The sequence below is a fragment of the Polynucleobacter sp. MWH-CaK5 genome (assembly GCF_018687615.1).
Classification (GTDB): domain Bacteria; phylum Pseudomonadota; class Gammaproteobacteria; order Burkholderiales; family Burkholderiaceae; genus Polynucleobacter.
In genome coordinates, this window is record NZ_CP061299.1 from 1010528 (window position 1) to 1031327 (window position 20800).

At 44.3% G+C, this 20800-nt stretch carries 19 protein-coding genes, 1 tRNA gene and 1 pseudogene; 7 read left to right on the forward strand and 14 right to left on the reverse strand.

Translation table 11 applies throughout. From position 1 onward, the window contains the following. Window positions 1-7: 7 nt before the first annotated feature. From GQ367_RS04990 to GQ367_RS08670, 7 genes and pseudogenes are all read right to left on the reverse strand, one after another. Entirely contained in the window at window positions 8-1147 is a 1140-nt protein-coding gene (locus GQ367_RS04990) for an efflux RND transporter periplasmic adaptor subunit (protein WP_215291894.1), read from the reverse strand. 169 nt (window positions 1148-1316) lie between these two features. Beyond that, window positions 1317-2852: an efflux transporter outer membrane subunit gene (locus GQ367_RS04995; protein ID WP_215289536.1), complete on the reverse strand. Its 1536-nt coding sequence runs from the start codon at window positions 2850-2852 to the stop codon at window positions 1317-1319. 144 nt (window positions 2853-2996) lie between these two features. Next, window positions 2997-3860, reverse strand: a complete 864-nt coding sequence (locus GQ367_RS05000) for a pirin family protein (protein ID WP_215289539.1) — start codon at window positions 3858-3860, stop codon at window positions 2997-2999. Window positions 3861-3890: 30 nt separating this feature from the next. Continuing rightward, window positions 3891-4448: a flavodoxin family protein gene (locus GQ367_RS05005; protein WP_215289542.1), complete on the reverse strand. Its 558-nt coding sequence runs from the start codon at window positions 4446-4448 to the stop codon at window positions 3891-3893. Between the two features lie 2 nt (window positions 4449-4450). Next, window positions 4451-4873: a MarR family winged helix-turn-helix transcriptional regulator gene (locus GQ367_RS05010; RefSeq protein WP_215289544.1), complete on the reverse strand. Its 423-nt coding sequence runs from the start codon at window positions 4871-4873 to the stop codon at window positions 4451-4453. Between the two features lie 156 nt (window positions 4874-5029). Beyond that, a pseudogene (locus GQ367_RS05015) lies at window positions 5030-5569 on the reverse strand (SIS domain-containing protein); the annotation flags it as partial. Continuing rightward, window positions 5505-6908 (reverse strand): hypothetical protein, encoded by a 1404-nt coding sequence (locus GQ367_RS08670; protein ID WP_371818515.1) that lies wholly within the window; start codon window positions 6906-6908, stop codon window positions 5505-5507. The pseudogene GQ367_RS05015 and the gene GQ367_RS08670, both read right to left, overlap by 65 nt. Before the next feature lie 509 nt (window positions 6909-7417). On the opposite strand from GQ367_RS08670, the gene GQ367_RS05020 reads away from it, so the two are divergent. After that, entirely contained in the window at window positions 7418-8011 is a 594-nt protein-coding gene (locus tag GQ367_RS05020; protein WP_215289546.1) for a hypothetical protein, read from the forward strand. A gap of 133 nt (window positions 8012-8144) precedes the next feature. Here the strand turns inward: GQ367_RS05020 and GQ367_RS05025 are convergent, their stop codons facing one another. The 4 genes from GQ367_RS05025 to GQ367_RS05040 are packed head-to-tail and all read right to left on the reverse strand — an operon-like array spanning window position 8145 to window position 11459. Further along, complete coding sequence (locus tag GQ367_RS05025; protein WP_215289548.1) at window positions 8145-8684, reverse strand: hypothetical protein; 540 nt, start codon at window positions 8682-8684, stop codon at window positions 8145-8147. A 35-nt stretch (window positions 8685-8719) separates the two neighbouring features. Beyond that, the gene (locus tag GQ367_RS05030) at window positions 8720-10096 is read right to left on the reverse strand and encodes an efflux transporter outer membrane subunit (protein WP_215289550.1); all 1377 of its coding nucleotides are present in this window, start codon (window positions 10094-10096) and stop codon (window positions 8720-8722) included. 8 nt (window positions 10097-10104) lie between these two features. Beyond that, window positions 10105-11061 (reverse strand): HlyD family secretion protein, encoded by a 957-nt coding sequence (locus tag GQ367_RS05035; RefSeq protein ID WP_215289552.1) that lies wholly within the window; start codon window positions 11059-11061, stop codon window positions 10105-10107. A 2-nt stretch (window positions 11062-11063) separates the two neighbouring features. Then, window positions 11064-11459, reverse strand: a complete 396-nt coding sequence (locus GQ367_RS05040; protein ID WP_215289554.1) for a DUF3302 domain-containing protein — start codon at window positions 11457-11459, stop codon at window positions 11064-11066. A 186-nt stretch (window positions 11460-11645) separates the two neighbouring features. Between GQ367_RS05040 and GQ367_RS05045 the strand changes: the two genes are divergently transcribed. Then, window positions 11646-11729 (forward strand) — tRNA-Leu (locus tag GQ367_RS05045). Window positions 11730-11787: 58 nt separating this feature from the next. On the opposite strand, the gene GQ367_RS05050 is transcribed toward GQ367_RS05045, so the two are convergent. Beyond that, entirely contained in the window at window positions 11788-12723 is a 936-nt protein-coding gene (locus tag GQ367_RS05050) for a 3-hydroxyacyl-CoA dehydrogenase family protein (RefSeq protein ID WP_215289556.1), read from the reverse strand. 297 nt (window positions 12724-13020) lie between these two features. Here GQ367_RS05050 and GQ367_RS05055 point away from each other — a divergent pair, with 297 nt between their 5' ends. The 5 genes from GQ367_RS05055 to GQ367_RS05075 all read left to right on the forward strand — a co-directional run bounded on the left by GQ367_RS05055 (window position 13021) and on the right by GQ367_RS05075 (window position 18503). Beyond that, the gene (locus GQ367_RS05055) at window positions 13021-13968 is read left to right on the forward strand and encodes a TAXI family TRAP transporter solute-binding subunit (protein WP_215289558.1); all 948 of its coding nucleotides are present in this window, start codon (window positions 13021-13023) and stop codon (window positions 13966-13968) included. Between the two features lie 70 nt (window positions 13969-14038). After that, the gene (locus GQ367_RS05060; protein WP_215289559.1) at window positions 14039-16060 is read left to right on the forward strand and encodes a TRAP transporter fused permease subunit; all 2022 of its coding nucleotides are present in this window, start codon (window positions 14039-14041) and stop codon (window positions 16058-16060) included. Further along, window positions 16057-16992, forward strand: coding sequence for a dihydrodipicolinate synthase family protein (locus tag GQ367_RS05065; RefSeq protein WP_215289562.1), 936 nt, complete (start codon window positions 16057-16059; stop codon window positions 16990-16992). The genes GQ367_RS05060 and GQ367_RS05065 overlap by 4 nt, the downstream gene beginning before the upstream one ends. Then, window positions 16992-17777, forward strand: coding sequence for an SDR family oxidoreductase (locus tag GQ367_RS05070; RefSeq protein WP_215289565.1), 786 nt, complete (start codon window positions 16992-16994; stop codon window positions 17775-17777). The genes GQ367_RS05065 and GQ367_RS05070 overlap by 1 nt, the downstream gene beginning before the upstream one ends. A 9-nt stretch (window positions 17778-17786) precedes the next feature. After that, complete coding sequence (locus GQ367_RS05075) at window positions 17787-18503, forward strand: ribonuclease activity regulator RraA (protein ID WP_215289568.1); 717 nt, start codon at window positions 17787-17789, stop codon at window positions 18501-18503. 54 nt (window positions 18504-18557) lie between these two features. Here the strand turns inward: GQ367_RS05075 and GQ367_RS05080 are convergent, their stop codons facing one another. Both GQ367_RS05080 and GQ367_RS05085 read right to left on the reverse strand, forming a co-directional pair. Continuing rightward, a complete protein-coding gene (locus GQ367_RS05080; RefSeq protein ID WP_215289571.1) occupies window positions 18558-19610 on the reverse strand; it encodes an Ldh family oxidoreductase in 1053 nt (350 codons plus the stop codon). Next, on the reverse strand, window positions 19592-20728 hold the full coding sequence (locus GQ367_RS05085; protein WP_215289574.1) for a mandelate racemase/muconate lactonizing enzyme family protein: 1137 nt from the start codon (window positions 20726-20728) through the stop codon (window positions 19592-19594). The genes GQ367_RS05080 and GQ367_RS05085 overlap by 19 nt, the downstream gene beginning before the upstream one ends. Window positions 20729-20800 lie beyond the last annotated feature (72 nt).

The following is a 20800-nucleotide window of genomic DNA, read 5'->3' on the forward strand; positions in this document are numbered from 1 at the left end:
CTAGGACTTATTCCTGTGGCTTCGGGTTTGGTGAGTTCGAAGGCAACACTTTGTTATTCACAATCAGTGGTGTACCGTTCTTCAACTTGAGCTGTCCGCTGGTGACAACCGTAGCGCCCTCTTCAACACCTTTGAGAATCGCCACTTGGTCGCCACGTGTTGGCCCTGTAGTCACAAAGACTTGCTGGGCCTCAAGCGTAGGCTTGCCCTGCTTATCCTTCTTACCGGTTGGCTTGGCAATAAAGATTGTCGAGCCGTAAGGGTTATAAGTCACGGCAGTTTGGGGCAAAGTCAGCATTTTCACTTCATCACCCAGCTTGATATTCACATTCGCAAACATGCCCGGCAAAATCTTCTTATCTGGATTAGCCAATTGAGCTTCAATCTGAATATTGCGCGTATTGGTATCGACCTTCGGACTGACTGCAGTAATCTTGCCAGTGAAACTCGCATCTTTGAATGCGTCAGTCGTCACTACAATTTCTTGGCCCACCTGAATCTGCTCAGCATTGCTTTGGGGGAGATTGAAATCCACAAAAATAGGATCTAAGGTTTGAAGCGTGAGCAACTTATCACCTGGGTTAACAAACTGACCAGGATTAATCATCACAATGCCCACACGGCCACTAAAGGGGGCCTTTAAGTTCTTTTTGGCAACTAAAGCCGTTTGTTGCTCTACCTGAGCTTGCTTGGACTTTGCGTCTGCTTTGCTTGTGTCAAATACGTTCTTACTAATCGCCTGAATCGCCAACTGCTGTCTATCGCGTTCATTAATGACCTTAGCTAAATCTGCCTGAGCCTTCAATGAATTCAGTTGCGCAACATCAGAAGCATCATTCAACTTAATAAGTAGGTCACCTTCTTTTACATCCATGCCAGATTTAATAGGCACGGTTTGTACAAGGCCACCGATTTCAGTGCTGAGATCTACGCCTCTAAATGCGCGCACATTACCAACGCTAGAGAGCTTAGGCTGCCATGCAGTGGTCTCTACTACCATCGTGGAGACGGTTGCCGGGGGTAATCCCATGCCAGCAATGAAGTGCTTGATCATGAAAGTCTTGAGTTGATTAAACCCAAAGATCAAGCCCAGCAACAAAAATACGCCACACAACATAATGGTCATGCGTCGACCCAAAGGAGTCATCGATTGCAATTTGGCGTTGACCTTACTGCGCAAGAAGCGTTCGCGTAAACGAAACCAAAAGCCTTTGACCTTTTCCCAGAGTGCAATAAGCCTCTCGCGCAGTTTCCACTCAACCGCCTTAGCAAGCATCCAAGCCCACAAGGCAACTGCAGCGGCAGTGACTTTGGTTTTAATTGTTTCCAGAAGTTTCATTTTGATCTTTGTTCGCTATGGCTTTTGGTTGAAAGGCTGGGCCGGTACGATTCCACCAGCCGCCGCCTAATGCTGCAAATAATGCTGCTGTGTCAGAGAATCGAGTTGCTTGCGCAGAAACCGATTTGACTTTAGCAATTTGATATTGATTTTGATAATAGAGAACAGCCAAGTAACTTGCAGTGCCCAACTTATATTGCTGCTGCACTAACTCTAAAGTTTCATAGGCGTAACGCTCTGCGTCTGATGCAGACTTCAACGCTTGGGCACCGGTCTCTAGAGCGCGTAAGGAATCTGCCACTTCTTGAAATGCTTTGAGCACAGTTGCTTGATATTGATAAACTGCTTGCTCATAATTAGCAATGGCGCCACGGCGTTGTGCCAATAACTGACCACCCTGAAACAGCGGTTGGAAGATGCCGCCAGCAATGGACCATAGAGTGGCGTTCGGCCCAAACAAAGCTGCACTAGTGAGTGCCGCAGATCCAATGGCGCCCGTAATATTAAATTGTGGCAATAAATTAGCGGTAGCTACACCTACCAAAGCATTCGTCGCCTTGAGTTGTGCTTCTGCCGCACGTACATCTGGACGTTGACGAACAAGACTTGAAGGTACTGACAGTGGCAACTTCTCTGGTAAATGTAGAGACCTCAAATCAAACTTAGTGATGTTGGCATTACTAGGCAACTCACCCACCAAGACCGCTAACTGATTGCGCGCAAACGAAAGATTGCGTTCGTAAGTAAATAAATCTACTTGCGAGTTAGACACTAAAGTTCTTTGTGATGTCACGTCTACTCTTGAGACTGTGCCAATGACTAATTGCTTTTCGGTAACTTCGGCTAAATTAGTTTGCGCCTTAAGAATTTCTTCTGTGGCTTGCATTTGTGCGCGCAAAGCTGCTTCACGCACAGCGCTAGTGACAATGTTGGCTGTCAAGGAGAGATATGCGCCCTCCAACTGAAACTGAGCAATCTCTGCTTGCGCTCTCGCACCCTCAACTGCTCGGCGCGCACCACCGAAAACATCTAGCTTATAAGTGACGTTTACAGAAGCGTTATAGAGGTTGTAGGTATCTGAACCATATGGCAAGCCATAAATAGCGGAGGGTTGGAGCTGACGAACTACGCCACCATTCAAACCAATCGCTGGAAAATACTGCCCACCAATTTGTGCACTGACATTTTCTTGGCTAGCGCGCAGGGCCGCATCAGCTGCGCCTAAATTTGGGTTTTGCTGCAAAGCTTTTTTGATCAATACATCAAGCTCTGGAGACTTAAATAATTCCCACCACTGAGCCTCAATATCCGCACCCTCAACAAACTCTTGATCAGTACCGCCTGGAACACCAGGCGCAGTAGCTAGTTTTTTAGAAAGGGTAGTCTCGGTATAGGTAGAGGTATTAGGAGCATCAGGCTGCTTGAAGTCAGGGCCAACGGCACATGCAGAGAGAAACCCCGCGGATAACAACGGAAGCCAACGCAAAATAAAGAATTCTTTTGAACCAAACATGTACTGTGACAAATTTCCTTTTCTACAGCAGATATTTGAACATACTTTTCTAATCCAGTCTGTGTAAAGCCTTAATTTAACTAATGAATTTTTGCACAGCTGAGTGTAGAAGTCAAACGGATTTTTTAGGCTACAGCCACATTCTTAGTGGGTAATTTTTCCAAAACCACCGCTATTGAAATCTTGCATTGCCTGAGCAATTTCTTCTTTGGTATTCATGACAAATGGGCCGTAACCCACTATGGGTTCATTAATAGGTTCGCCACTCAGCAGCAAGGCAATGGAGTCTTCCAGCACATTCACTTGAATATCTTGACCTTGATTACTAAACATCAGCATCTGAGCATCTTTAGCAAGCACGCCCTCACCCGCCTCAACGGCGCCCCTCAGCACAACCAGGGAAGTATTCCAGCCCTCAGGCACAGGAATAGTTGTTGAGCCCTTCTTCAACTTCAGGTCAATCACATTGAGAGGAGTAAAGGTATTGGCTGGCCCCGTATGGCCATCAAACTCTCCAGCAATAATGCGCGCTTGTCCTGTGCCACCCTTTAAATCAATCGTAGGAATCTGTTTATCCAGAATGGCTTGATAGCCTGGCTTGGTCATTTTGAGCTTTGCTGGCAAATTCACCCACAACTGCACCATATTTAGAGTGCCACCTTTTTTGGCAAAGTCTTCAGAATGAAATTCTTCATGCAAGATGCCAGAGCCGGCCGTCATCCACTGAACATCTCCAGGGCCAATCGTGCCACCCTGACCTGTGGAATCTTTATGCGCTACTTCACCTTCATAAACAATGGTGACCGTCTCAAAACCACGATGAGGGTGTGAGCCCACGCCCTTACGCTCAGTTGTTGGGGGAAACTCTGCTGGACCTGCATAGTCCAGCATCAAGAATGGACTCATTTGCTTGCCGAGGTCTTGATAAAAGAACAAGGTGCGCACAGGAAAACCGTCGCCTACCCAGTGACCTCGATCATTTCCTTGCAAACCAACGAGTTTTTTCATGATTCCCCCAATTTCTTTCAGATAAAAAGCTTACTTAGCCTTTACTTCAGCGGCAATCTTGGCAATACGCTCACCATAGAGGCGTGCTGTTTCTAAATCGCCCACATTTACTTCATCAGCACTTGCGTCTGAAGGTGTCTGCATCATCGCGCCAGCAGAAGAGCCAACATAGTTCACATCATCACGCTTCGCAGCCTTGGAGTTTGAAGGCATCAAACCAGTACCAACCCAAATACCTGAATGCTGCATTGCTAGAGTAAAGAAGTAATGCAAGGTGGAATGCTTATCGCCGTTCATCGTGGCAGAATTTGTAAAGCCACCGAATACTTTATCTTTCCACTGTTGTGAAAACCATTGCTTAGAAGTAGCATCAGCGAACTTCTTAAACTGCCAGCTCACAGTACCCATATAGGTTGGCGAACCAAATACGATGGCATCAGCAGTATTGAGTGTTTCCCACTGCGCATCGCTGATATTACCTTCGGCATCAATTGCTACTAAGGTGGCATTCGCACCTTTGGCGAGGGCTTCAGCTTGTTTAACAGTGTGACCATATCCACTATGAAATACAACAGCTACTTTAGTCATGATTATTTCCTTTGAAAAATTGATTTAACTTCTTTTAAAACTGTCACCGCTTGTTCAATTTCTTTTTTACTTAACTTCCCGAAAGCTTTGCCTAGATATTCCACATGCTCCGGAAATATCTTCTTAAATAATTTGTCGCCACTTTTGGATAAACCAATCTTGTAGCTTCGTCCATCATCAGCATTGATAAACTTTTCAATGAGGCCTTTGGCCTCCAGTCGCTCCAGAACGCCCGTCATGGTGCCTTTGGAAACAAGCGTCTTATCCCCCAGTTCCTTGCAAGTCATCGGGGGCTGATTGCCTAGCGTCGCAACAATATCGAACTGAGTGGTTGTTAAGCCTATCTCTTTGATATGCGCTCCAGAGTACGCTTCAAAGGCTTGATAAGCCTGAACCAATTCCTTAACTAGCGATAGGTGATTCATCAAAGTACCTCAATTTAGTCTGTATGCGTACTATTTTAGTACTAGCTCGTACTAATAACAAGGCCCTACAGATTCAAGGGAATAAACCCAGATAATTGGCTTACGCCCAGGTTAATGAAATTACTTGGAATTTTGAGGTGAATCACCCCAGAGAAATTACTCGACCGTAACGCTCTTTGCGAGGTTGCGTGGCTTGTCAACATCGGTACCTAGGGCACAAGCGGTGTGATACGCCAGTAGCTGTAATGGAACTACATGGAGGATTGGGGAAAGTTTGCCGTAGTGCTCAGGCAAACGAATCACATTGATGCCTTCGCTACTAGTGATCTCGGTATCTTGATCTGCAAAGACATACAGCTTACCGCCGCGGGCTTTGACTTCCTGCATATTGGACTTGAGTTTTTCTAGCAAGTCGTCGTTAGGGGCAACTGTGACTACCGGCATCTTCTCTGTAACGAGTGCAAGAGGGCCATGCTTTAACTCACCTGCTGGATAAGCTTCAGCATGAATATATGAAATCTCTTTTAACTTAAGTGCGCCTTCAAGGGCAATTGGGTAATGCATGCCGCGACCCAAGAACAAAGCATTTTCACATTTAGCAAATGCAGTACTCCAAGCCATGATCTGTGGCTCAAGCGCTAATACCGCATGCAAAGCTTTTGGTAAATGGCGCAAGTCGCGCAAAAGCTCTTTTTCTTGCATTCAATTCAAACAATATATTGAGGATATATAAAGCTCTTTTCTCCCCCTGGCTAAGAACCTGAAGAAGTAGGCTTCGATCGACTTCCCTTGCATCCTCACCATCTCTGAACATGAATGAAATTTGAGGTGATGTACCTTTCAAAATTACATCTTCTTGATTGATTACAGCCAAATTGAAGGGAACGGTAAACCTGCTATTAAACTGAATGACTACCTCTTCCCACTGCGTCCGCTCAGATCTTGCAGCCTCAATAGAACGCTGCATCACTTCTTTTGCTAACTTGTATTGGGCAATAAAGCCCCTAGTCAAATCTTTATGTGTACGCAAGTAAGCAAGCCAAATGCTTTTTTGAAACTCAGGATAGTTAGATAATTCAGAAACTACATCCTTGTTGTCTAATAAATAGTCTCGAAATTCACGCAGCTCCTTTGTTGTGAGTTTTTTATCAATTTCATTAAATTTTTTATTCAACTCATCGTCAGAAAGGATTTTCTTTTTTTCCTCATCAATCCTGCCGGCCAACTCATCTGAAGTCTTAATCTCCTGCTTATTACCACCGTTATTTAGATTAATTGAATGTTTAGCGTTAAAAAAACCATTTTCAAGTAGATTTTTTTGAATAGTAGTAGCGTGGTAGTAGTTGAAATTTTTGGAAAGAATTGGTGAATTTGCTACTAGTTCATTGTATTTTTCAATGTATTCGTTAAGCTGATTCTTGATAGCGCCAGAATCAAGAAGGGTTATAGTTTTATCGTTGAAAATGCTGGCATAGCTAAGTTTTGAAAATCTCTCGTTTGGCAGCGCATCCAACTCGCCTTCTAATGACTCAAGACACTCAAATAAAGAGCTAGACTTAAAGCATCTAACTAACTCACCTTCCGGGGTCATATTTCTACCGGTTAATCCAGATATCTCCTTTAAAGCTTTGAGTAGGTCACTTCTTTTCTCATCAATGCTATCTAAGGCTGCGTCGTAGCCTTTTTTTATCTCCGCATTTACTAAAAGCAAAGATGTTTTTGTAGATGCGTAATTTTGTTCATACGGCTGAATTACAAGAACGGACTGAGCACCCAAATCAGCACCATCCTGATCTTTAATTTCTCTTATTGATTTTCTATCCTTGTTAATTTGGTCACTAGAATCTACGCCGTTAACCAAATCAATAAATGTTTTGGCTAGCGATGTTTTCATAAATCCATTTGGCGCATAAATCGAATACGCCCTAGATTTTTCGAATATAAATTCATGGTTAAGACTGCCAATTCCATAGCAGTTTTTTATATTTAGAGCTACTTTTTTCAATTTAATTCTCGCTTTTATGACCTTATTCATATTAACCACTGGTCAACTCTTACGCCAGCTATTCCTATGTTTTTAAGAACTATTTCCACTGTGATTTATAAGTTTTCTAAGTGCTATGGTTTAACTGATGCAACGGCTTGTCTAATGGCTTGGAATTTTTGTAAGAGCTCCTTGCTGTAAACAAATGCAGCAATTTATAGGCGTTAATTTACGTAAACGCGAATTTAGTAATAGACTCTCGACAGTTTTTAGTTACTCCGTTGAAGCAGCGTTTTAGCGCACTTCATAGCGCACCGAGGTTTAACGGGCGTAACCGCTTGTATTAGTTGGGGATTTTTTAAGGATCCTTTGCTGTTAATCCGTAGGTCCCTGGTTCGAGCCCAGGTCGAGGAGCCAAATAAGAAAGCCTCTGAATGAAAGTTCAGAGGCTTTTTTCTTGCCCTAACCCCTGATAATCAATAGCCATAGAGCCCATTCATAAAGCGGGTTGAAGGTGTTACATTAAGAGAATATTTCAACTAAAACACCTAGGAAACTCCATGACCGCACAAAAAATCAGCATAAGCTTATTAACAGCCTCTCTTCTTGGCCTATCTTCATTGGCAGTGGCTCAATATGACTACCCTGTTGATAAACCAGTTGCCGGAGCAGCTGCGGGTGAACTTGGTCAAATTTATAGCGGCATCGTGACAAAGATTGATGCTAAAAATCGTGTTGTGACGTTTAAAAGCAAAGAAGGTTTATTGGACATCGTTGCTGGCCCTGAAGTTAAGAACTTTGCCCAGATCAAGGTTGGCGATCGTTTAGATGTTCAATATGCATTGGCTGTGGCCATTGAATTAGTTAAAACCAAGAACAATGATGTGCGCGGCCGTGAAGTGACAACAGATACACAGACAGCTCCAGCTGGTTCTAAACCTGGTATGGTTACAACCAATATTGTTAAAACAACAGCGAGTGTTATAGCGATTGATCAAAAGAAACAAATCGTGTCACTCAAAGGTCCTAAAGGCAATGTGGTGAATGTCAAGGTTGAGAATCCAGCCCTCTTAAAAGGCATCACCACCAAGGATCAAGTGTATGTGACTTATGCTGAAGCAGTGGCTGCAGTGGTAAGCGCACCTAAGAAGTAACTCAAAGAGCTCTAGAAACTCTTCCTGAGCTTTCTACTGTTGTAATAAAAAATGCCTCTGAATCTCAGAGGCATTTTTGTTTTTATTAATTGCTCTTATTAACTTCTTGTTAACTTCTTTTTTACCGACCTAATTACTTGCCCAAAAAGATGTCTTTGAACTCTTTTTCACCAACGGCTTTTTGAACCGTGAAGTAGGTCAAATAGTGAACGATGATGAGCCAGTAGATGAAGGCAATCATGATCAAGTTTTTAGGCTTGGCATGGCCAAACTCTAATACACCCTCCAAGAATGGCTTGCCATGCAGCAAGTAACCCTCAATACCAAGAGCATTGGCATGCAAAATCATGACTAGGACCACATAGATCAATGAATGGCCAATCAAAGGCCAGAAAATAGGTTTGCCTTTGTTAACCTTAATCGGCATCAGAAGCTCTACTGTGATCAAGAATTTACCCACAAAGGCTGCCTTGATGAGAGCCACAGTGATTGAGAACATGCTATCCGCGCCATCAACCCCAAAGTGCAACATTTGCGATTGGTTATATAAGCCAATGGCATAAAACCAAATGGTGAAATAACCAGTGGCAATCAGAAACTTCTTAGTTTCATGAAGAAAGCCATGTTTCATTTTTTCCCAACGGGACATTGTTTCAGTAGATGGTGTGCTCACACTTGACTCCTAAATCTAATAATTACTGGTGGCTTTTAAATGGCTGGGCCACCCAAAGATAAATACAAATTAATGCGTTGCATTAAAACTTCTAACTGGCCCTGCTGCTCATTTGATTGAGCCGCATTGGTTCTTATTTTTTGTTGTAAAACTTGGCGCTGATCGATGCGACCAATGACAAATTCAGCATCTGTGCTTTTTTGAATATTTTGTTGTGATTGATAGATTTGATTGAGTTCTGCATAACGCGCACGCCAAGATTGCTCGCCTGATAAAGCAGATTCCACTTCTCTGAAGGCGTTTAATCCAACTTTGGCATACGTGGCAAAAGCTTGTTCAAGCTCAGCTTGCCTTGATTCAACTCTTGCCTCCAAGGCGCCGCCAGTGAATATTGGCAAATTAACCCCAACACCAGCACTCGGATTAGATGAATCTGTCTTCAAAACAAATACTTCACTGCTGATTCTGCCAAAGCCTGCTGTCAAACTAATTTTAGGCAAGCGTGTTGCTTCTGCTTCTTTCACATTAAATCTAGCTGCATCGACTCTGGCCGCAGCAGCCACAATGTCCGGACGTCTCTCAAGTAAATCAGATGGCACCCCTGCGTTGATGGCTGAGGGGGCTTTAGGCAAGCTTTGATTTTTTAGTGGTGTTCCAACGGGGTAACGACCCACCAAGACATCCAAGGTTTTTAGATTTTGCTGACTGGCGTTCTTTAAATTGAAAGCCAACTCTTTGGCTTGCGCAAGGTTGATTTCTGCATTGAGGATGTCTTGCTTGGAAGCCGCACCAATTTTTTCCCGTTGCTTCACGTGCTCCAAGATTTTTTCTTGATGCTGAGCTGATTCATTGGCAACTTGCGCTTGGATGTTAAGAACGCGAGCAGACCACAATGTTTTGGCCAAATTAGCCATGAACGATAGCTTGGCTGATTCTTGATCTGCTGCAATGGCTTTGGCGTTTTGCTCAGCATTGGCATAGCTTGCCCTGACGCGACCCCAAAGATCAATTTCCCAATTGGCTCCAACGTAATAACCAGACGTGCCAGATCCATCCAAGCCCATCTTAGAACCTGTTTTACCTTGCACACCTGCGTTAGGATAAAAAGAACCGCCCACAGCCTTCATCATCGCTTCTGCTTGGTCTAGTCGTGCGGCATAAATTCTGAAATCGGGTGCTGATTGAATCGCCAACTTTGCCAACTCGGTTAATTCAGGATCATTGAATGAATCTACCCAAGCAATGCTTTGAAAAGCTTGATGATTGCCGGCTTTGTATTGAGCAGGCAACTGTTGCCCAGGCAATGCACGATCAAGCAGCTCAGATCTTTTGATCGGCTCACCAATGGAACAAGCACTCAGAGCCAACAGCAGGCTGAGGGACAAATACTTGCTGATAGCGACTTTATCCATCGATCTCATCAATGCAATTTCGGAACAATGTAGTTAAGTTTGCTATAAACACGCAACATGACTTTTCTAACAAAATGTAAGAAGCTCATGTTGTCTGTGTAGATCGCACCATGACCTATGGCACCAGCAGCAATTAATTCTGTGTGACTGCCCTCTTCAAGAATCAACTTCACCGGGAAGCGATTTGGAACTGCTGGTCTAACACCTGTTTGAGGTAAATCGCCACTGGCATTTACTTGACCCTGACGTTGAGCCCAAATCACGCTTTCAACTTTTGCTTTGTAAATTTGGCCAGGATTGGTTGGGACATAAAACTCTGCTTCATGCCCCGGCTTGATTTGATGAAGTTCATTTTGATGGAACAACATGAATACTTGTGGATCATCTTCCAGGAAGCTCATCGCGGCACGCAATGGTGTTGGCACCAAGAAAACACCTGGGCGCAATTGCGCATTAACGACCGTGCCATTGTTGGGTGCACGCACAACGGTTTGCTCAAGCTCCCAATAAGAATTGTCGGCCTTCTCTTTTAACTCGTCGTAATCAGCTTCTGCTTTTTCAAGGTCAAAGCGATTACCTGATCCTGTTTTAACCAAAGCACGATGTTCATCGACTCGTTTTTTAGCCAACTTGAGTTTGGCATTTAGAGCATTGACTGAAGCTTGATAAGGCTCAGGATCGATCTTGAATAAAACATCGCCCTTTTTGACGCGTTGATTATCAGTCACACCAACTTCAATCACACGCCCTTTGACTTGAGGAATGATGGGCACCTCGTGGCGCGTGACTCTGACATCTGAACTACTTGGGGCAAAGATGTTCATGAGCAAAATCATGATTAACACGAATACAACTGGCGTCACAAAAACAATGATCTTGGCGCGCTTATTCCATGGATAGAGTTTGCGTTTAAAAAATACCCACCAAACAACTAGAGCGTAAAGAACGATGATGATTTCTAACATGTCTATTCCTTAGCGCCGTTTGAGAGAGATCTCTTTTCAGCTTCTGCAAGAGACTGAACCTGCTCTTTTGATAAAGGCACGATGGTAGGCTTCAGGTGCGCCCACACAAATGCGATTGGCCAGAACAAGCCACCTGAAAAACGTGAAACCATGCACATTGCATGAATCGCTTCTTTTTGTGGATGCTGACGTTTTTCAGCAATCTTGCTAGGTAAATAATGAATTTGCCAATAAGCGATGCCAAGAACAATCGGAATGATGATGATCGCTATCCAAGAAAAGATATCGGCCAAGGTGTCTACAAAGCCAGCGGCACAAGCATGCCCTGCCATGAGCAATAAAAAGCTTGCTCCAAGGGAGCGTATCAGCAAATGAGGTTGTGAGCGCAAATGACTCATGTGTCTATTCCAGCTAATAAAAGTGAACTAATTATCCGCTAAAAATTCCTAAATTTAACAGTGGCTTACTCGATTTTTGTTAGCTCTAGGGGGTACTTCATGGGTGTTTAGCCGTCAAATTGAGAAGCTCACTTATTTTCTAGTACAATATTTGGCTTAGCTGATATGAAATTCAATGTCAGATATGCCCTGGTGGTGGAATGGTAGACACGCCGGTCTTAGAAGCCGGTGCCGAGAGGCGTGAGAGTTCGAGTCTCTCCTGGGGCACCAAATCAAAAAGCTTGTTTCTTTGCAAAGAGAAACAAGCTTTTTTCATTTGAGGAGGCTTTTATCGGCAAATATCTTCAATGTCCTTTTGAATGATTTTCAGACCAGCCTTGAGAATCGTGTCATAGCGGTTGCGCTCTACCTTGATGGTCTCTGGCGTCCAAGAATAAAAACCTTGTGAGGTTTTCATACCGTAATGATTATTTTTGACTCTGTCGGTCAAACACTTGGCAGGAGTTGCATCATTGCACAAAGATGGGTAAATACTGGCGCCAGCAGCCGTATGGATCTCAACACCAGCATGATCACGTTGCATCACAGGACCGGCTGCTAAATACCTGAACCCAAAACCAAATCGAACCGCGTTATCGATATCTTCTGGCGTGGCAATGCCTTGATCGATCATTGAAAAAGCTTCACGAGACATGGCATGTTGCAATCGATTGGCCAAGAATCCCGGCAAATCCTTATTCACCCTGACCGGCACCATCAAGCAGCGTGTCATGATCTGGAATAAATCATCCATCACCGCCTGGCTGGTCTTCTCGCCTTTGATGACTTCCACGCAAGGCACTAAATGCGCTGGCATGAAGAAATGCAAACCAATCATGCGACTGGTGGTCGATAAGCCCTCTGCAATTTGGCTGATAGGAAAGCTCGAACTGTTGCTAGCTAAGATCGTGTGCGCATGCGCCAATTGATCTAACTGCTTGAACAACTCTTGTTTGAGCGGTAATTTTTCTGGAATACATTCCACGACCAAATCAACGCTCGGCCAAGCCACATCTTTGAGGTCTGCATGAACTGTGATGGGCTTATCTGGCTTGGCATATCGGAGCTCTTTGATTTGAAATTCAAAGTACTGAGGTAAAAATGCTCGACGCTCTGTACCTGCTTCAATGATTTCTACAGCATATCCGCCTCTTAAAAAAACTAGGGCCACATCTGCACCCATGGTGCCGCCACCCACGATCACTACTTTTTTACTGGTTGTCATGTTTGCCTCGATATTTTTATTTAATTATTTTGTTTACGTTTTTGTTTGATTCTATTTTGATTTGTTTTTATTACTCTATATAAATTTTGTATCTGAAATGTAAACCAGTTTTGATCATATTTCAGGGATATTTATGACAGAGTACTTGCTCTTAAATAGTGCATTTTTTTATTTAAAACCAATTGACTAGTGATAACCCTAGGTAATCCCAAAAACATGGAGCAAAAAGAAAAAAATAGTGCTAAATTTTCAGTACGGTATTAAATACTTTTTGAATAACAAACCGGAGACAAGAGAATGAAAATTGCAAAACTTTTAGCTGTACTTCTATTCAGCTCAGCTGGCATTGCAGCTGCGCAAAGCATTTCAGTAGGCACTGGTGGTACTGGCGGCGTTTACTACCCAATGGGCGGTGGTTTAGCTTCAGTTCTTTCTAAGCACGTTCCTGGTATGCAGGCAACAGCTGAAGTAACTGGTGGCTCAGTTGATAACATCAACTTGATTGGCACAGGTAAGCCATACGTTGGCTTCTCAATGGCTGATGCTGCTAAAGACGCTATCGAAGGTCAAGGCAAATTTGCAAACAAGAAAGTTGAACTCCGCACTTTATTGGTTCTTTACCCTAACCGCATGCACGTTGTGACCACAGAAGCATCAGGCATCAAAACAATGAAGGATCTTAAAGGCAAGCGCGTCAGCACAGGTTCACCTGGTAGCGCCACTGAAGTGATGGCTTTCCGTTTGATCGAAGCTGCTGGCTTAGATAAAGACAAAGACGTGAAGCGTGAGCGCTTGAGCGTTGCTGAATCAGTGAATGCAGTAAAAGATCGCAAGATCGATGCATTCTTCTGGGTGGGCGGTCTTCCAACAGCTGGTGTGACTGACTTAGCCAATACTCCAGGAACAAAGATTGTGATGGTTGATAACGCTGCTGAAGTAGCTGCCATGAACAAAAAGTATGGCAACCTTTACTACGCAGACACAATTCCTAAGAGCGTTTATGCAGGCATGGCAAAAGACAATCAAGTATCAGCTGTAGCGAATATCTTGGTTGCTAGCGCATCAATGCCTGATGACCAAGCTTATAAGATTGTTAAAGCTGTTTTTGATCATCAAAAAGAGTTGATTGCTACTCATACTGAGTACTCAAGCATCACCATTGGCATTCAGAAGCCAGGCAACAGCTCAGTACCGTTCCACCCAGGTGCTGTCAAGTACTTGAAAGAACGCGGCGCCAAGTTCTAAAAAAATATTAGAAAAATAATACAAACTACCCAAGCATCCCTTGGGTAGTTTTCCATTGAGCGAGACAAGCATGATCCAAGATCAAAACCCTGCATTGGACGAAAAAACCCAACAGGAAGTAGAGTCATTGATTCGTCAAGAAGAAGGTGATTCTCATCAGTACAAAGGCTTTTTGGCCGTTTTCTTAACTTTGGCAGCAGTGGTAATGTCGCTGTTCCACTTATATGCAGCTTATTCAATTGTTCCCACATTGCAATTGCGCGTGGTGCACGTTGGTTTTGTTTTAGCTATTTTGTTTTTATCATTCCCGATTGCAGCGAGATTTAAAAATCGCTTGATGCTTTGGGACATAGTATTAGCAGCACTAGCCATCGCTACGGCTTTTTATGTTTTGCAAGGCGGCGATGATTTGGCTGATAGAAATACAGCCCCTCTTCAGCTAGACATTATTTTTGGCATTATTTTTATTTTTCTGATCCTAGAAGGTATTCGCCGTACCAACGGTTTAATTTTGCTTTCAGTCACTTTGTTGTTTTTATCCTATGCACTATTTGGTAATTACTTGCCAGCGCCTTGGACTCACAAAGGGTATGAGATCTCTCGTTTGGTAGGTTATATGTACATGACCCTAGAGGGCGTGTTTGGAACAGCGGTCGACGTTTCAGCCACCTTGATCATTCTCTTCACTATCTTTGGTGCATTTTTACAGTTCACCAATGCAGGTAAATTCTTTATCGACTTTGCTTTCAGTGCCATGGGTGGCAAATCCTCAGGCGTTGGTAAAACGATTGTTCTTTCTTCATTTTTGTTGGGTGGTCCATCAGGTTCTGGTGTTGCCACAACAGTGACTGTTGGTACCGTTGCTGCTCCGATGTTGAACAAAGTTGGCTACGATAAAAATGCAGCAGGCGGTCTTTTGGCAGCTGGCGGCTTAGGCGCCATCATTTCTCCTCCAGTTTTAGGTGCTGCAGCTTTCTTGATTGCTGACTTTTTAAAGATTTCTTATTTAGACGTGTTGTTGATGGCTTGTATTCCAACCATCCTTTTCTATCTTGGCTTATTTGTCATGGTTGAAATTGATGTCAAAAAATACAATATGTCAGCGATCAAAATTGAAAAGGTTGATACCGCTTGGAATTTAGCTAAGAAGTATTGGTTCCACTTCTTCTCTTTGATTTCAATCGTGGTATTTATGCTGATCGGCTTTTCACCAGTAATGTCAGTATTCTGGGCCACAGTACTTTCAGCATTGACCAGCATGTTAAGAGCTGACACAGCCATCTTGCCTTGGGATCTTTTCAGTGGCAAGCAGTCATTCATCAAGTCCTTTTATGAGTCTAACCTGATCAAGGCTTTGGCCAATGGTTCTTCTGGTGTGATCAGCATTGCTGCAACCTGTATCGGCGCTGGTTTGATTGTAGGTACTGTGACTTTGACTGGCTTAGGCCTGAAGTTCAGCTCAATCATCATTCAGTTGGCTGATGGCTCGTTGTTGTTGACAGCCATTTACACAGCCATGATTGTTTGGATTGTGGGCCTTGCGGTTCCTGTGACAGCGTCTTACATCATTTGCGCTGTGATCACAGCCCCTGCTCTGATCAACTTGGGCGTGCCTGCCTTCGCAGCTCACATGTTCATTTTCTATTACGCTGTTTTGTCTGAAGTATCTCCTCCGACGGCTCTTTCACCATTTGCTGCTGCCGCTATTTGTAAAGGTAATCCTTATAAGACCACCTTGCAGAGTTGGAAATACGTGGCTCCTGCGATTTTGGTGCCATTCATGTTTGTTTTAGATAAGTCTGGCAGCGCCCTCTTGTTGATGGGTTCAACCAAGGCATTGGCTAATGCAGATTGGCTACAAATTGCTTGGGTGAGCTTCACGGCTGTGGCCGGTGTGATTGCTTTAGCAGGCGGTCTACAAGGCTGGTTCTTGGCCAAGACCAATTTATTTGAACGCTGGGTTTTGATTTTGTCTGGCGTTGCATTGGCGTATCCATCTAATTACTCAGATATTGCTGGCTTTGTGGGCTTTGCTTTGGTCGTGGTGATGCAGATCATCAGAAATAAAAAATCTGCGGGAGCGCCGGCATGAGTCAATTTGATCGCAATAGTCGTGGCGTTTATTTAATTGCCGTCACGCCTTTCAAAGAAAATGGTGCCCTTGATTTAGAGAGCACCGACTCCATGGTCGATTTTTATTTGGAATGTGGTATCACTGGTCTGACGATTCTTGGCATCATGGGTGAAGCCACCAAGTTGACTGCTGAAGAATCAAAGACTTTTGTGGCTCGCGTTTTAAAGCGTGTGAATGGTCGAGTTCCTGTGGTAGTGGGTGCATCAGCCCCAGGCTTTGCCCCCATGAAAGAATTGACCACTTCAGTGATGGACATGGGTGCCGCAGGTGTGATGGTGGCACCTCCATCAACGCTGCGCACGGATGATCAAATCACAGCTTACTTTGACATGGTCAATGAAACATTGGGACCTGATGTGCCATGGTGTCTGCAAGATCATCCTGTTTCAACAGGTGTGCAGATGTCAACACCTGTGATTCTTAAGATCTTAAAGAACTCCCCTAATTGCGTGATGCTCAAGCATGAAGATTCTCCCGGACTAAACAAACTGTCCACAATCATCGCTACGATTGCCAAAAAAGAGATTGAGCGAGTCTCGATTCTGACTGGCAATGGTGGCGGCCTCTTCTTGACTGAAGAAATGATTCGTGGTGCGGATGGTGCTATGACTGGTTTTGCTTATCCTGAAATGATGGTTCGTGTTTGTGAGTTGTTTGCAAAAGGCGATATTGAAAAAGCATGTGATGTTTATGATGCTTATCTACCTTTGGCCAAATATGAACAGCAAGCCAATATTGGCCTAGCCGTTCGTAAACACATCTTGGCTGAACGTGGCGTGATTGCATCAGCCGCTGTTCGTAAGCCAGGTCCAAAACTATCCCCAGCAGATATCAAAGACATTGAACGATTAACGATTAGACAAACAAAACGATTAAAGGAAATTGAATAATGGATTTAGGCATTAAAAACAAAACGGCCTTGGTGTTTGGTTCCGGTAGCGGTTTAGGCCGTGCAATGGCCGTGTCATTAGGTAAAGAAGGTGCAAAAGTAGCTTTAGCTGGTAGAAACGTTGCAAACCTAGAAGAAACTGCAAAAATCATTAAAGCAGCAGGCGGTCAAGCCTACTGTATCGCTTGGGATTTAGCGAATTTGGGCGCGATCGATGCTTTGTTCACACAAGTGGAAAAAGATCTTGGTCCTGTTGATATTTTGGTCAACAACACGGGCGGCCCTCCTCCAACACCTGCGGCTGGTCAACCAACTACCTTATGGATTGAAAAGTTCCAAGAGATGGTTCTTTCAGTGATTGCCATCACTGATCGTGCCATTCCTGGTATGAAACAACGTGGCTGGGGTCGCATCATCACCAGCACATCATCAGGCGCCATCACCCCGATTCCTAACTTGGCGATTTCTAATACCTTGAGAGCTTCTTTACATGCCTGGTCTAAAACCTTGGCTCGCGAACTTGCTCCTCACGGCATTACTGCCAACATCATCGTTCCAGGCAGAATTGCCACAGACCGTATTCGCTTTTTGGATGAATCACGCGCCAAACGTGAAAACAAATCTGTTGAAGATATTGAGGCAGATAGCTTGAAATCAATCCCTATTGCCCGTTTAGGTCGTCCTGAAGAGTACGGTGACACTGCAGCGTTTTTAGCCAGTCAGTCAGCTTCTTACATCACTGGTTCCGTGATCCGTGTGGATGGCGGCAATATTCCTAATATCTAAGAGTCTTTTATGAAAACACCAGTTCAAGCATTAGATCCGAAAGTGATCGAAGTACTTTCAAAGGTGACCACAGCCACGCTGACCACCATGTTGATCAAAAAAGGTTTGCGCAATGTATGGTTGCGCGGCAGCATGCCGCTCAAACCAGGCCAAGGCAGAATCGTTGGTCGCGCCTTCACTTTGCGCTTTGTCCCAGCTAGAGAAGATCTGGCAACACCTGCATCTTGGTCATCTCCAATTTCGACCAGAGCTGCGATTGAAGATATGCCAGCAGGTTGTATTGCTGTGGTTGATGCGATGGGCGTGACTGATGCTGGTATTTTTGGTGATATTTTGTGTCAACGCATGAAACAGCGTCAGGTGGCTGCTTTGGTCACTGATGGCGTGGTTCGTGACGTGGCTGGCGTCCTAGAAACAAAACTACCTGTCTGGTGCAGTGGCGTTGCAGCCCCTCCCTCAGTCACCAGCTTGACCTTCGTGGCTTGGCAAGAACCGATTGGCTGTGGTGGTGTGGCGATTTTCCCGAATGATGTGATCGTGATTGATGATGACGGTGCAGTTTTGATACCGGCTGACCTTGTGGATGAGATGGTTGCAACAGCACCTGAGCAAGAGAATCTTGAATCTTGGATCATGGAGCAAGTCAGAGGCGGCGCTGCTCTTCCTGGTCTGTATCCACCCAACGAAGAAAACAAAGCGCGCTACGAACAATCTAAAAAGAAATAATCAACAAAACAGCTGATACCTCTTTTTAGATTGTGATGATTTAGTACGCAGGGTTTAGATAGTAGGAACACCCAAACTTTGCGCACATTCATTCAATGCTGCGCGTAATTCAGGAGACAAAGGAATACCCTCTTGGCTCCTTTTTTCTTCTGTGGCTTTTGCACCCTCACCTGGCACTCGAATACGATCAACACCTGGCAAAGTTTTGGATGCGTGTAATTCATCAACCACACGACCAACTTCACTTAAGAAGTAATCTTGCCCCATGAAGAAGTCTGGATTGATAGCGACCATGGTTTGACCAGTATTGGTCACCGTGCTGCTGTCCTTGTTGAAGTCCACCACATTGCTGCCCATGGCTCCACCATTCATACAACCAGCCAACATACCAATCATCAACGCCAAACCATAACCTTTGTGGTCACCAATCGGCAACAAAGTACCTTCAGTGGCTTTTTTAGGATCAGTGATAGGCTGACCTTGTTGATCGATCATCCAGCCTACTGGCATGGCTTCATTCTTTTGTGCTTTGACTTTGATTTTTCCAAAAGCCGTAACCGTCGTTGCCATGTCCAAAATCACATGAGGTTTACCGTGACCTGCTGGCACACCAAAAGCGATTGGATTGGTTGATAGCAAGCGGCTTGAACCACCTGTAGGTGCCATGTGATTGGCACTACCCACTGCCAAATAAATACCCACCAAGCCTTCATCAGCAATTCTGTTCACATAGTGTGCGCCAGCGCCTGAGTGGTTGCCGTTATTTGATCCGACCCAGCCAATCCCAAACTCTTTGGCTTTTTTAATGGCCAATTCAGTTGAGTGAGACATGACCAAGTGACCTAAGCCATTGTCACCATCAAGCAAGGCCATCGGACCACTGTCTTTGATGGTTTTGATATTGGCGTGAATGTTCATGCCGCCTTGTAAAAAGCGCTGAACATACTGAGGCATCCGAAACAAACCATGCCCATCAGCCCCCACCAAATCTGCTCTGACAATGTATTCAGCAGCAATCAGAGTGTCTTCATGAGGCATGCCCAGTTTGGCAAATACCTCCTGAACGTATTGCTTTGCTCTGGCAGGACTTATTTGATTGTGGTCCATGTATCTTTTCCAATCGCATATTTTTTCACGGCCTTCTCATCGAAACCAAAACCAAGACCTGGTGTGGTGTGCAAGATCAAGTCGCCATCTTTGAATTTCAACTGTTTGTTGATCAAACGTCTGAAATTCAAGACCTGATCATCCACGAAGAATTCAACGAAACGTGCATTGGGTGTTGCTGCTACCAATGGAGCATGCAAATCATGGAACCAGTGTGGGCTCAAAGTGATGCCTTTGACATCAGCATAGGCGGCAATCTTGCGCCACTCTGAAATACCACCACAAACGGCTGCGTCTGTTTGCAATATCTCTGCCCCACCTTGCTCGACCAAGTCACGATGACGCCAACGCCCTACTTCAATCTCACCCGTAGCAATGGTGATGGTGGTGAGTTTTGCTAAACGTGCATGAAGGTCGATAGCATCCGGTGAAAAAGGTTCTTCCATCCAGTATGGGTTGTATTGCTCAAAGCGCTTCATGTATTCCATGGCCGTTGGGATATCACGCCAAGCATTGTTGGCATCCATGGTCACGATGATGTCTGGTCCAACGGCTGATCGAACAGCCTTCAAACGAGCCTCTTCTTCTTTAGGGCTCAAGCGACCGGTTTTCATTTTGACGGCTTTGAATCCTAACTTCACATAACCTTCCATCTCTTTACCAAGCTTGGCAGGTGTTTTGCCATCCAAGTAATAGCCGCCACTGGCATAGGCCGGAACACGATCATTCACAAACGAGCCCATGTAACGATGCAAAGGCAAATTGACTGAATGGGCATTCAAGTCCCAAAGTGCGATATCCAAAATAGAGATGGCGCGCATCACACTGCCTGAGCGACCTTGCAAGATCGACTCGGTGTACATTTCTTGCCAGATACCTTCCGTGCGATGACTGTCTTGGCCAATCAACTTTGGCGCAAAGAGTTGCTCAACAGCTAGTTTGACCAATTCTCCTGCAGCACTACCAACATAGCAAAAGCCAATACCTTCGTGACCATCTTTGCTGCGTACTTTAACCAAACAGTAATGTCTCTCAGAAACTGTTCTTGTAGAAAAAGATGTCACATGATCAAGTGGAACACTAACGGCTGTGACTTCAACGGATTGAATAATAGGCATGTCTGTCTCTCTATTTTTTTATATTTAATGGTGTTACTTATTCTTCACATGGCACTTCAAATACTTAGAAAA